Genomic DNA, 11,873 nt, shown 5'->3' on the forward strand with positions numbered 1-11,873 from the left:
GATCGCTTCACAGATTCTCAAGAGACGTACCCCATGCCTGACTTCGACCTCGTCATCCGCAACGCGAAGGCCATCACGGCCAGCGACACCTTCACCAGCGACATCGGCATCCGCGACGGCCGCATCGTGCAGCTCGGGCTCGGCATCGGGCCGGGTGCGCGCGAGATCGACGCGGCCGGCCGCGCCGTGACGCCGGGTGGCGTCGACGCGCACTGCCACCTCGACCAGCCGATGCCGCCGCCCACGCGCAACGCCGACGACTTCAACACCGGCACGCGCTCGGCGGCCTGCGGCGGCACCACGACCGTGATCCCGTTCGCGGCGCAGCAGAAGGGCCAATCGCTGCGCGCCGCGGTGGAGGACTACCGCGCGAGTGCCGAGGGCAAGGCGCACGTCGACTACGCCTTCCACCTGATCGTGAGCGACCCGACACCCGAGGTGCTGAAGGTCGAGCTGCCCGAACTCATCCGCGAAGGCTTCACCTCGTTCAAGATCTACATGACCTACGACGACATGAAGCTCGACGACGGCCAGATCCTGGACGTGCTCGACGTCGCGCGCCAGCAGGGCGCGATGGCGATGATCCACGCCGAGAACGCCGACTGCATCGAATGGCTGACCAAGCGGCTCGAGGCCGCCGGCCGCACCGCGCCGCGCTACCACGCGCACTCGCGGCCGATGCTGGTCGAGCGCGAGGCGACGCACCGCGCCATCGCGCTGGCCGAGCTGGTAGACGTGCCGATCCTGATCGTGCATGTGTCGGGCCGCGAGGCGGTCGAGCAGATCCGCTGGGCGCGCGCGCACGGCCTGAGCGTGTTCGCCGAGACCTGCCCGCAGTACCTCTTCTTGACGGCCGAAGACCTGGGCATCGACGACAGCTACAAGGGCGCCAAGTGCGTGTGCAGCCCGCCGCCGCGCGACAAGGCGAACCAGCAGGTGATCTGGGACGGGCTCAACGACGGGCTCTTCACCGTGTTCTCGTCCGACCACGCGCCCTTCAAGTTCGATGCGCCCGAAGGCAAGAAGCCCAATGGCGAAGAGGTCGGCTTTCGCCACATTCCCAATGGCATCCCCGGCATCGAGACGCGCATGGCGCTGCTCTGGTCCGAAGGCGTGCTGGCCGGCCGCATGACGCCGCACCGCTTCGTCGAGCTGACCGCGACCGGCCCAGCCAAGGCGTACGGCCTGCACCCGCGCAAGGGCAGCATCTCGATCGGCGCGGACGCCGACCTGGTGATCTGGGACGAGCGCGACTTCATCCTGAAGAACGAGCAACTGCACCACGAGGTCGACTACACACCCTACGAAGGCATGCGCCTGAAGGCCTGGCCGGGCCTGACGCTCAGCCGCGGCGAGGTGGTGTGGGACGGCCGCGACTTCCATCCGCAGCCGGGCCGCGGCCAGCTGCTGGCCTGCGGCGCACCGTCGCTGATGCCGGCCCGCCGCGCCGCCTGAGCGATTGACGCCATGCGCCTGCTGATCATCAACCCCAACATCTCTGAGAGCGTCACGGCGCTGATCGAGGTCGAAGCGCGACGCACGGCGGCGCCCGGCACCGAGATCACGATGAAGACCGCGCCTTTCGGCGTGGCCTACATCGAGACGCGCTTCGAGGCGCTGATCGGCGCCTACGCCACCGCGCAGGTGGCGGCCGAGCATGTCGAGGGGCACGACGCGGTGATCATCGCGGCCTTCGGCGACCCGGGCCTGGGCGGGCTGCGCGAGGCGCTGCCGGTGCCGGTGCTGGGCCTCAGCGAATCGGCGCTGGCCAGCGCCTGCCTGCTGGGCCACCGCTTCTCGATCGTCGCGATCTCGCAGCGCATCAGCGCCTGGTACCGCGAGGTGGTGGAGGCGAACGGGCTGATCGGCAGGCTCGCCAGCATCCGTGCGCTCGACCAGCCGCTGGCCGGCATCGGCAGCGTGCAGACCGACCATGCAGAGGCGCTGCGCGCGCTGTGCGAGCGCGCCGTGGCCGAGGACGGCGCCGAGGTGATCATCCTCGCCGGCGCACCGCTGGCGGGCCTGGCGCGCGCGGTGCGTGGCGAGCTGCCGGTGCCGGTGGTCGATGGCGTGTCGAGCGCCGTGCGGCATGCGGAGACGATGGTGGCGCTGTCGCCGGGCAAGGCGCGCAGCGGCAGCTTCGCGCCGCCGCCGGTCAAGCCCAACGCCGGCCTGCCGGATGCCATCGCGCGCTTGCTTGGTCCGCGGGCGACCCCTTGATCACGGCGCTCGGCCGCACGCTGCCCGCCATGACGGCGGTGCAGGCGGTCGTGGCCATGGGCGCGTTCTCGCTCTCGGTGCTGGCGCCGCAACTGGGCGTCGACCTCGCCACGCTGGGGTGGCTGGGCACCGCGCTGTTCGGTGTCGGCGCCCTGTCGTCGCTCGCGACCGGCTGGCTGATCGGCCGCGTCGGTGACCTGCCGCTGGCGGGGCTCTGCATGGTGTGCGTGCTGCTCGCGATGCTGTGCGTCGTGGCCGATGCGCTCGGTCTGGGGCCCGCGCGCTGGTCGCTGTGGCCGGCCGCGGTGCTGCTGGGCCTGGCCTTCGGACCGGAGACGCCCGCCAGTGCCGCCGTGCTGTCGCGGGTGACGCCGCCCGCGCGGCGGCCGTGGGTCTTTTCGGTTCGCCAGACCGGCAACCAGATCGGTGCCGTGGCCGGTTCGCTGCTGCTGCCTTCGTTGATGCTGGTGCACGCGGCCGTGGCCTTCGGGGCGGTCGCGGCCTTCGCATTCGCCGTGGCGCTGTGCTGCTTCGCGCTGCAGCGGGTGGACGGCGCGCCGCCTGCCGTCCGCCGCGTGCCATCGCCCGGCGCGGCCCTCGATGCGAGCGGGCTGCGCGCACTCGCCGCATCGCCGGCGCTGCGGGTGCTGACGGCCACGACGGTCGTGTTCATGGCCACGCAGGTGTGCCTCAACTTCTTCACCATGAGCCATGCGGTGCGCCATTGGTCGCTGCCGGTGCCTGTGGCGGCCGGCTGGGTCGCGCTGATGCAGGCCGCGGGGCTGGTCGGCCGCCTGCTCTGGGGCCGCGTGGCGCAGCGGCCGGGCGTCTCGACGGTGCGCCTCGTCGGCGTGCTCGGGCTGATGATGGGTACCGCCGGCCTGGCGCTCTTCCTCTGGCCGGGGGTGCCGCCGCCCGCCGCGCTGGCCCTGCTGTTGGGGGTGCTGGGGCTCAGCGCCAGCGGCTGGAACGGCGTGATGGTCGCCGAGATCGCCCGGCTGGCCGGCCCTGAACGCGCCGGCGCGGTGAGCGGTGCGGTGCTGCTCTTCGGCTACGCCGGCCTGGCGCTGGCGCCGATCGGCTTCGCCGCGCTCGGTGCTGCGGCGGGGACCACGACGGCCTTCGCCGTTCTGCTCACGGCCGCGGGCGCGATGGGCGTGCGCTTGCTGATGGCGCGGACGACGCCCGGGTAGCGCGCCTGGCCGCCTTTTCGGTGCATCTGATCGACAAGTTGTATCCAATTCAGTGCTGGATTGCACCAAATGACGACGACGGGTATCTGCGGACGATCGCGTCCGTTTTCAGTGGCGGTAGAGCAGGCTGTCTCGGCGCAACGCTGACGCTGCAAAAGATCAGTCTGCGCACATTGGATACAAACATGGCATGCCGATTGCATGTGTGAAGACCATGGAATCGACCACCGGACAAAGCCTGACGCTCGACGACATCGTGCATCGCTATGCGGGCTCGCTGGCCGTCGACCATGTGACCCTGGAAGTGCAGGCCGGCGAACTCGTCGCGCTGCTGGGCCCGAGCGGCTGCGGCAAGACGACGCTGCTGCGGATCATCGCGGGCTTCATTCAACAGACCTCGGGCAAGGTGGTGGTCGGCGGGCGCCGCATCGACGACCTGCCGCCGGCGCGGCGCCAGGTCGGCATCGTGTTCCAGAACTACGCGCTCTTCCCGCACATGACGGTGGCGGACAACGTCGGCTACGGCCTGGCGGCACGCGGCACCGACCGCCAGGCCGCCCGCAAGCGGACCGCCGAGATGCTCGAGATGGTGCAGCTCGGGCACTTGGCCGACCGCCTCACCAAGCAGCTGTCGGGCGGGCAACAGCAGCGTGTGGCGCTGGCCCGCGCATTGGCGATCGAGCCGCGCGTGCTGTTGCTCGACGAGCCCTTCTCGGCGCTCGACAAGAGCCTGCGGCTGGACATGCAGATCGAGATCAAGCGCATCCAGCGCGCGGCCGGCACCACCGCCATCATCGTCACGCACGACCAGGAAGAGGCGCTTGGCATGGCCGACCGCGTGGCTGTGCTGAGCCAGGGCCGGCTCGAACAGTTCGCCGCGCCTTCGGCGGTGTACGACACGCCGGCCACCTACTTCGTGAACCAGTTCGTCGGCACCGCGAATGTGTTGCCGGGCGTGCTGGGCGACGTGTCCGGTGCGCACGCCGGCGTTCTGCTGGACGACGGCACCTGGCTCGCCGCGCGGGCGCCGGTAGGCGTCGCGCCGGGCGCGCGGGTGGTCGCCTGCATCCGGCCCGAGAACATGCGGCTGGACGCGGACACCGCGTCGGACGGCCTCGAAGGCACGGTCGAACTGGGCATGCCGCTGGGCGCCACCATCGTCCACGAGATCCGCACCGCCTCGGGCCTGCGGCTCAAGTTGTCCGAGCCCCGCACACCGGGCATGGGGCCGCGCGCCGCCGGTACCCGCGTCCGGCTGCGGCCCGCGTCGCCCGAGGGCGTCACGGTGTTCGCCGCCCCCTGAGATTTCGCTCCATCCCGACGCATCCCGTCTCACTTCCACTCACTTTCACGAGGTCTTCCATGGAACTGTCCCGTCGTCATCTACTCGGCAGTGCGCTCACGCTGAGTGCGATGCAGCTCTTCCCCGGCATCAGCCAGGCGCAGGCGCGCAAGCTGGTGTTCGCCACCTTCACCGGCAGCTGGGAAGAGGCGCACCGCGACGTGCTGGTGCCCGCTTTCAAGAAGGCGACCGGCCAGGACGTGCTGCTCGACGCGATGCTCTCGGTCGACCAGATCGCCAAGGTCGCGGCGGCGCGCAACAACCCGCCCATCGACGTGATGCTGCACGACCCGGGTCCGGCGCTGACCGCCATCGGGCAGGACCTGGTGGAGCCCTTCCCCGTTGCCGGCAGCAAGAACTACAAGGACCTGATCCCCGAGGCGCAGGACCCGATGGGGCCGTCGATGTTCTTCCAGGTGGTGGGCCTGACCTACAACCCCGAGAAGATCAAGACGCCGCCGACTTCCTGGGCCGACCTGTGGAAGCCCGAATACAAGGGCCGCGTCGGCATCACCAACCTGAATTCGACGCTGGGCACCGGCTTCCTGGTCGAGATCGCGCGCATGCACGGCGGCGGCGAAGGCAATGTCGAGGAAGGCTTCAAGGCCATCGACAAGCTCAAGCCGAACCTGGCCGCCGTGGCCGCCAACCCGGGCGCGCTGGCCGCGCTCTACCAGCAGGGCCAGATCGACATCAGCCCCGGCAACTTCAACGCCATCCAGATCCTGAAGGCACGCGGCGTGCCGGTCGAGTTCGTGGCGCCCAAGGAAGGCGCCATCGCTTTCAAGACCAGCATCCACATCGTCAAGAACTCGCCCAACAAGGCGCTGGCCGCGCAGCTCATCGACGTGGCGCTGTCGCCCGAGGTGCAGGGCAAGCTGATGCAGGCACCCTACCTGGTGGTACCGACCAACGGCAAGGTCAAGATGGAAGGCGAGATCGCCAAGGTGCTGGTCAAGGACACGGCCGAGATGAAGAAAAAGTTCGTCTTCCAGGACTGGAAGAAGATCAACGAGAACCGCGCCGCCTGGATCGATCGCTTCAACCGCGAAATCAAGCTTTGATGGCGCGCTGAGCGCGAGCACGCACGATGACCGCCGCCGTCCTCAAGGGTCCGCCCGTCACCGGCTACAGCCTGGCGTTCGCCACGCCGCTGGGGGCGTTCTTCGTGCTGTTCTTCCTGGCGCCCCTGCTGCTGCTGGTCGTCATCAGCTTCTACGCCACGCCGGAGCTCAAGTCCTTCGGCTTCGACCAGTACGTGAAGATCGCGACCGACGGCTTCACGCTGCCGGTGCTGTTCGACACGCTGTGGCTCGGCCTGCAGACCACGCTGCTGTGCCTCGTGCTCGGCTACGCGCTGGCCTGGTGCTATGTGCGCAGCCCCGGCAGTCTGCAGAAGCTGCTGATGCTGGCCATCCTGATGCCGCTGCTGACCAGCGTGGTGGTGCGCACCTTCGCGTGGGTCGTGATCCTCGGGCGCCAGGGCATCGTGAATTCGGTGCTGGCGGATTTCGGCTGGATTGATGCGCCGTTGAAACTGCTCTACACCCGCGGCGGGTTGATCGTCACGCTGGCCAACGTGCAACTGCCGCTGATGGTGCTGCCGCTCATCACGGCGTTGCAGAAGCTCGACCCGAACCTGCAAGATGCGTCGTCGGCGCTCGGCGCGAGCGCGCTGCGGACCTTCGTCAAGATCACCTTGCCACTCACGCTGCCCGGGGTCCTGGCCGGCTGCCTGCTGACCTTCGCGGCCAGCATCACCGCCTTCATCTCGCAGTCGCTCATCGGTGGCGGCCAGATGCTCTTCATGCCGATGTACATCTACCAGCAGGCCTCGTCGCTGCAGAACTGGCCCTTCGCCGCGGCGATTTCGCTGGTCTTTCTCATCGCAGTGATGGCCTGCGTCAGCGTCTTCAACCTCCTCGGGCGGCTCAGCCGCGCAGGCGCATGAGCGCCGGCCGCAAGTACGAAGGCTCGGCCATCGCCTTGACGGGGGTCCTCGGCGCGATCGCGGTCATCGCCACGGTGCTGTTGCTGGCGCCGACCGTCATCGTGATCGTGCTGTCGTTCACCAACGGTTTTTCGCTCAAGTTTCCGCCGCCGGGCTATTCCTTCCGGTGGTACGCCTCGCTGCCCGATGCTTTCCAGTTGCAGTACGCGGCACTCAACAGCCTGAAAGTGGCCTGCGCATCCACGATGCTCGCGGTGGTGCTGGGGGTCGGCGCGGCCATGGCCATCGCGCGCTCGGAGAAGGCGATGGCGCGGGTGCTCGATTCCTTCTTCATGTCGCCGCTGATCCTGCCGGCGCTGGCCTTCGGGCTGGCGTCGCTGATCTACTTCTCGCGCATCGGCATTCAGCTGTCGCTCTGGACGCTGGTGATCGGCCACACGGTGGTGGGCGTGCCTTACGTCATCCGCACCACGGTCGCGGCGCTCTCGCAGTTGCCACCGGCCTTGCTCGAGAGTTCGGCCAGCCTGGGCGCGAGCCGCGCGTACACCTTCCGCCGCGTGACGCTTCCGCTGATCGCGCCGGGCGTGGCCGCGGGCGCGTTCATCAGCTTCATGTCCTCGTTCGACAACGTGCCGGTGTCGCTGTTCCTGCGCGATGCCTCCACCGACATGCTGCCGATCCGCATGTGGCAGGACCTGGAAGGGCGCCTGGACGTGAGCATCGCCGCCGTCTCGACCCTGATGGTGCTGGTGACGCTGGTGCTGATGGTCGTCATGGAACGAGTCGCCGGCATCAGCAAGCGCATCCGCTGAGCCCGGCCGGCAGCGCCGACGGGGCAAGGCGCTCTCAGGCCGTCAGGCGCCCCAGCAGCAGGAACTCCATCAGCGCCTTCTGCACGTGCATGCGGTTCTCGGCTTCGTCCCAGACGACCGACTGCGGGCCGTCGATCACGTCGGCCTCGACCTCTTCGCCGCGGTGCGCCGGCAGGCAGTGCATGAAGAGCGCGTCGGGCTGCGCGATGCGCATCATGTCGGTGTCGACGCACCAGTCGGCGAAGGCGGCCATGCGCGCCTCGTTCTCGGCCTCGTAGCCCATGCTGGTCCAGACGTCAGTGGTCACCAGGTCGGCGCCGCGGCAGGCTGCCATCGGGTCCTTGAAGACCTGGTAGCTCTCGGCCGAGCGGATGCCCGCGATCGACTGGTCGACCTCGTAGCCGCTGGGCGTGCTCACGTGCACCGTGAAGCCCAGGATGTCGGCCGCCTGCAGCCAGGTGTTGGCCATGTTGTTGCCGTCGCCGACCCACGCCACCGTCTTGCCCTGGATCGAGCCGCGGTGCTCGATGTAGGTGAAGATGTCCGCCAGGATCTGGCAGGGGTGAAACTCGTTGGTCAGGCCGTTGATGACGGGCACCCGCGAGTTGGCGGCGAAGGCGTCGATCTTGTCCTGGCCGAAAGTGCGGATCATCACGATGTCGACCATCCGGCTGATGACCTTGGCGCTGTCCTCGATCGGCTCGGCGCGGCCCAGCTGGCTGTCGCCGGTCGTGAGGTTCACGACCGAGCCGCCCAGCTGGTACATGCCGGCCTCGAAGCTCACGCGCGTGCGGGTGCTGGCCTTCTCGAAGATCATCGCCAGCGTGCGGTCGACCAGCGGCTGGTGGCGCTCGTAGGCCTTGAACTTCTTCTTGATGATCGCGGCGCGCTCGAACAGGTAGGCGTAGTCGTCCGCACTGAAATCGGAGAACTGCAGGTAGTGCCGGAGGGTCGTGCCGGTCGTCATGGGGTCGGCTCCGCCAGGAAGGCTTTGACCAGCGGCGCGAGGATGGCGACGATCTCGTCGGCTTCGGCCACGCTGAGGATCAGCGGCGGCACCAGGCGAATCACGCTGTCCGCCGTGACCGACAGCAGCAGGCCGGCGTCGCAGGCACGATTCAGGATGATGCCGCAGGGCCGGTCGAGCTCGATGCCCAGCATCAGGCCCTGTCCGCGCACTTCCTTGACGCCGGCCAGGCCTTCGAACTCGCGTTCCAGCGCGCTCTTGAGGTGGGCGCCGACCGTGGCCGCGTTGTCGAGCAGCTTCTGCTCTTCCATGATGCGGATGGTCTCGATGCCGGCGCGCATGGCCAGCGGGTTGCCGCCGAAGGTCGTGCCGTGGTTGCCCGGGCCGAAGATGTTCGCGGCCTTGGGGCCGGCCACGACCGCCCCGATCGGCACGCCCGAGCCCAGGCCCTTGGCCAGCGGCATCACGTCGGGGACGATGCCGGCCCACTGGTGCGCAAACCACTTGCCGGTGCGACCCATGCCGCATTGCACTTCGTCGATCATCATGAGCCAGTCGCGCTCGTCGCACAGGGCGCGCACCTGCCGCATGTAGTCCAGCGCCATCGGGTGGATGCCGCCTTCGCCCTGAATGGCCTCGAAGAACACCGCGACCACGTTCGGGTTGTCCACGGTCGCCTTCTTCAGGGCGTCGATGTCGTTGAGCGGCACGCGGATAAAACCCTCGACCAGCGGGCCAAAGCCCTTCTGGATCTTCGGGTTGCCGGTGGCCGACAGCGTGGCGATCGAGCGGCCGTGGAAGGCCGCTTCGTAGACGACGATCTCCGGGCGCTCGATGCCCTTGTCGTGGCCGAACTTGCGCGCCAGCTTCAGCGCGGCCTCGTTGGCCTCGAGGCCCGTGCAGCAGAAGAAGACATTGGTCATGCCGGCCAGTTCGGTCAGCTTGGTGGCCAGCTTTTCCTGGCCCGGCACGTGGTAGTAGTTGCAGCTGTGGATGATCTTCGCGAGCTGGTCCTGCAGCGCGGGCACCAGCTCGGGGTGGTTATGGCCCAGCGTGTTGACCGCAATGCCGCCCAGCCCGTCGAGGTAGGCGCGGCCGTTCGTGTCCCAGACTCGGCAGCCCTGGCCGTGCGACAGCGCGATCGGCAGGCGACCGTAGGTGTTCATGACGTGGGGCGAGGTGGGTTCGACAGCAAGGGCGCTCATGCGGTTCTCCGGGGAAGGGAAGGCGATTCTAGGCGGCGGGCTTTGCGGCTTTGTTGCCGATTCCGCATCGCAGCAATGTCGGCCGACATGCCGTGGGACGAGCCCGCGGATAGAATCTTGTGCGTCGCAGCACAACGCCTTGTGACGCCTTCTTCCCACCGATGATTTCTCCCCGCGCCAAAGAAGTTTTCATCCAGGGCATCACGTCCGACGGGCGCACCTTTCGCCCGAGCGACTGGGCCGAACGGCTCGCTGGCGTGATGAGTTCCTTCCGCCCGGGCGGCGCGACGCCGGGCAGCCACCTGAGCTATTCGCCCTGGTGCGTGCCGACCAGCGTCGGCGGCGTGAAGTGCGTGATCGTCCACACCGACCTGCGCGACCACGATGTCATGGCCTGGGATTTCGTCATGAACTTCGCGCGCGACAACGGCCTGCAGATCGCCGAAGCCTGCGTCGTCCCCGACACGCCACCGCCGGCCAAGCCCTGAGGCGCGGCCGGGCGACTGGCGGGGCGAGTCGTTTCTAGCGTCGCGCCAGCAGCATCCGCTCGATGGTCTCGGCCAGTTCCTGCGCGACGAACTTGCCGACGAAGGCATCCGCGCCGACGCCCTTGGCATGGACCTCGTTGGTGGTCCCCGTGAGCGACGAATGGATCACCACGGGAATCGAGCTGAAGCGCGGGTCGGCCTTGATCTTCCGCGTCAGGGTGAAGCCGTCCATCTCGGGCATCTCGAGGTCGGTCAGGACCAGGGCCACCTTGTCGGCGGCGGTCTTGCCCTCGGCTTCCGCGGCCTTGGCGATCGCCTCCAGCCGATCCCAGGCTTCCTTCCCGGACTTGGTCATCTCGTGTTCCGCGCCCATCGCCGTCAGCCCATGCTGGATCAGGGAGCGCGCGAGCATCGAATCGTCCGCCGCCAGAATGATCGAGCCGGGGCGCAGCTTGACCCTCACGTCGACCGCCTCGGCCGTCGTGTCTTCGGGGGGCGGCGGCAGCACGGTGCGCAGGATCTGCTCGACGTCCAGAACCTGCGCCAGCCGCGTGCCGTGGACGTCGCCGTCCAGCCGGGCGATGCTGGTGATCAGGCCGCTGGCCGAGGTACTGCCTTCCGCAGACAGCACCTGGCTCCATTCGAGTCGCACGATCTCGTCCACTTCTTCGACGGCGAAGGCCTGGGTCGTTCGTGCATATTCCGTCACGAGCAGGATGTTGCGACCGTTTTTCGGCACGCATCCCACCGCGCTCGCCAGGTCGATCACCGGCATCAGCTGACCGCGGATATTGGTCACGCCCATCACGTGGGGCGACGAGCCCGCGATCGCCGTGATGGAGGGCGTCACGATGATCTCGCGCACCTTGAAGACGTTGATGCCGAACAGTTCCCGCCGGTCCGAGTTCGGCGCTTCACCGAGGCGAAACAACAGCAGTTCGAACCGATTGCTGCTGGTGAGATTGGTGCGCTCGTCGACTTCGTTCAGAACTGTGCTCATGGTGTCTCCGGGTGGTGTTGGCCTGATCGATGGCGTCTCTTGAGCACCCCCGATGTTGTTGCTATCGGCAATCCACAGCGTTCCTGCAGGCGGGTTCACCCGAAAACTGCGCATATCTGCACGATGCGCCGCGCAATACGGCTGCGCCGGGCCGGATGGAAAACGAGCGCCCATGAAAAAACCGCCCGAAGGCGGTTTCTCACTTTTGCTGCAGCGCACCCCTGTCAAACGGCGGACCGGCGAACCGGTCCGGGCTTGGCCTGACGGAAGGTCAGGCGGCGGCTGGCGCCGGTGCGGCCAGGGCGAGTGCCTTGACCTTGGCCGACAGGCGACTCTTGTCGCGCGCAGCCTTGTTCTTGTGGAAGATGCCCTTGTCGGCGACGGTGTCGACGATGCTCTGGGCCTTCGCGAAGAGTTCGGTGGCCTTGGTCTTGTCGCCGGCCAACACGGCCTTCTCGACGTTCTTGACCGCGGTCCGGTACTTGGAACGCAGCGAGGTGTTCGCGGCGTTGATCTTGACGTCCTGGCGGACGCGCTTGCGGCCCGACGCGAGGCGCGGGTTCTTTTTCTTGGGTTTTGCGGATGCCATGTTTTAGGTTCCTGGTGTCTGGGGATGATGCAGCAAAGCCGAACATTATAGCCCGAGTCATGGCTCGCCCCCAGGCTTGCCCACTTCGTGTGGCCTCCCTCCCCCT

12 protein-coding genes are annotated in these 11,873 nt (G+C 68.0%); 8 read left to right on the forward strand and 4 right to left on the reverse strand.

What is annotated here, in order from left to right; genetic code table 11:
• Positions 1–33: 33 nt before the first annotated feature.
• From hydA to ACSFA2_RS07335, 7 genes are all read left to right on the forward strand, one after another.
• Positions 34–1,455, forward strand: a complete 1,422-nt coding sequence (gene hydA / locus ACSFA2_RS07305) for a dihydropyrimidinase (protein WP_435454648.1) — start codon at positions 34–36, stop codon at positions 1,453–1,455.
• A 12-nt stretch (positions 1,456–1,467) separates the two neighbouring features.
• Positions 1,468–2,220, forward strand: a complete 753-nt coding sequence (locus ACSFA2_RS07310) for an aspartate/glutamate racemase family protein (RefSeq protein WP_435454649.1) — start codon at positions 1,468–1,470, stop codon at positions 2,218–2,220.
• Positions 2,217–3,413, forward strand: a complete 1,197-nt coding sequence (locus ACSFA2_RS07315; RefSeq protein ID WP_435454650.1) for an MFS transporter — start codon at positions 2,217–2,219, stop codon at positions 3,411–3,413. The genes ACSFA2_RS07310 and ACSFA2_RS07315 overlap by 4 nt, the downstream gene beginning before the upstream one ends.
• Positions 3,414–3,603: 190 nt before the next feature.
• Positions 3,604–4,716, forward strand: a complete 1,113-nt coding sequence (locus ACSFA2_RS07320) for an ABC transporter ATP-binding protein (protein WP_435454651.1) — start codon at positions 3,604–3,606, stop codon at positions 4,714–4,716.
• 59 nt (positions 4,717–4,775) lie between these two features.
• Positions 4,776–5,819, forward strand: coding sequence for an ABC transporter substrate-binding protein (locus ACSFA2_RS07325; RefSeq protein WP_435454652.1), 1,044 nt, complete (start codon positions 4,776–4,778; stop codon positions 5,817–5,819).
• A 26-nt stretch (positions 5,820–5,845) separates the two neighbouring features.
• A complete protein-coding gene (locus tag ACSFA2_RS07330; protein ID WP_435454653.1) occupies positions 5,846–6,706 on the forward strand; it encodes an ABC transporter permease in 861 nt (286 codons plus the stop codon).
• Entirely contained in the window at positions 6,703–7,518 is an 816-nt protein-coding gene (locus ACSFA2_RS07335; protein ID WP_435454654.1) for an ABC transporter permease, read from the forward strand. The genes ACSFA2_RS07330 and ACSFA2_RS07335 overlap by 4 nt, the downstream gene beginning before the upstream one ends.
• Positions 7,519–7,552: 34 nt before the next feature.
• On the opposite strand, the gene argF is transcribed toward ACSFA2_RS07335, so the two are convergent.
• Both argF and ACSFA2_RS07345 read right to left on the reverse strand, forming a co-directional pair.
• Positions 7,553–8,485, reverse strand: coding sequence for an ornithine carbamoyltransferase (argF, locus tag ACSFA2_RS07340; protein ID WP_435454655.1), 933 nt, complete (start codon positions 8,483–8,485; stop codon positions 7,553–7,555).
• Positions 8,482–9,690, reverse strand: a complete 1,209-nt coding sequence (locus tag ACSFA2_RS07345) for an aspartate aminotransferase family protein (protein WP_435454656.1) — start codon at positions 9,688–9,690, stop codon at positions 8,482–8,484. The genes argF and ACSFA2_RS07345 overlap by 4 nt, the downstream gene beginning before the upstream one ends.
• Before the next feature lie 161 nt (positions 9,691–9,851).
• Between ACSFA2_RS07345 and ACSFA2_RS07350 the strand changes: the two genes are divergently transcribed.
• The gene (locus ACSFA2_RS07350) at positions 9,852–10,178 is read left to right on the forward strand and encodes a DUF3579 domain-containing protein (RefSeq protein ID WP_286648811.1); all 327 of its coding nucleotides are present in this window, start codon (positions 9,852–9,854) and stop codon (positions 10,176–10,178) included.
• 34 nt (positions 10,179–10,212) lie between these two features.
• Here ACSFA2_RS07350 and ACSFA2_RS07355 read toward each other — a convergent pair whose 3' ends face one another.
• Complete coding sequence (locus ACSFA2_RS07355; protein ID WP_286648810.1) at positions 10,213–11,178, reverse strand: chemotaxis protein; 966 nt, start codon at positions 11,176–11,178, stop codon at positions 10,213–10,215.
• A 271-nt stretch (positions 11,179–11,449) separates the two neighbouring features.
• On the reverse strand, positions 11,450–11,767 hold the full coding sequence (gene rpsT, locus ACSFA2_RS07360; protein ID WP_435449452.1) for a 30S ribosomal protein S20: 318 nt from the start codon (positions 11,765–11,767) through the stop codon (positions 11,450–11,452).
• Between the last annotated feature and the right edge of the window lie 106 nt (positions 11,768–11,873).

It is taken from the genome of Variovorax cryoconiti, from assembly GCF_051216395.1.
Lineage (GTDB): Bacteria > Pseudomonadota > Gammaproteobacteria > Burkholderiales > Burkholderiaceae_C > Variovorax.

Coding starts and splice junctions, on each gene's coding strand:
- ACSFA2_RS07330 (WP_435454653.1), top strand. CDS start 5,846: ATGACCGCCGCCGTCCTCAAGGGTCCGCCCGTCACCGGCTACAGCCTG.
- hydA (WP_435454648.1), top strand. CDS start 34: ATGCCTGACTTCGACCTCGTCATCCGCAACGCGAAGGCCATCACGGCC.
- argF (WP_435454655.1), bottom strand. CDS start 8,485: ATGACGACCGGCACGACCCTCCGGCACTACCTGCAGTTCTCCGATTTC.
- ACSFA2_RS07320 (WP_435454651.1), top strand. CDS start 3,604: ATGCCGATTGCATGTGTGAAGACCATGGAATCGACCACCGGACAAAGC.
- ACSFA2_RS07355 (WP_286648810.1), bottom strand. CDS start 11,178: ATGAGCACAGTTCTGAACGAAGTCGACGAGCGCACCAATCTCACCAGC.
- ACSFA2_RS07350 (WP_286648811.1), top strand. CDS start 9,852: ATGATTTCTCCCCGCGCCAAAGAAGTTTTCATCCAGGGCATCACGTCC.
- ACSFA2_RS07325 (WP_435454652.1), top strand. CDS start 4,776: ATGGAACTGTCCCGTCGTCATCTACTCGGCAGTGCGCTCACGCTGAGT.
- rpsT (WP_435449452.1), bottom strand. CDS start 11,767: ATGGCATCCGCAAAACCCAAGAAAAAGAACCCGCGCCTCGCGTCGGGC.
- ACSFA2_RS07310 (WP_435454649.1), top strand. CDS start 1,468: ATGCGCCTGCTGATCATCAACCCCAACATCTCTGAGAGCGTCACGGCG.
- ACSFA2_RS07335 (WP_435454654.1), top strand. CDS start 6,703: ATGAGCGCCGGCCGCAAGTACGAAGGCTCGGCCATCGCCTTGACGGGG.
- ACSFA2_RS07345 (WP_435454656.1), bottom strand. CDS start 9,690: ATGAGCGCCCTTGCTGTCGAACCCACCTCGCCCCACGTCATGAACACC.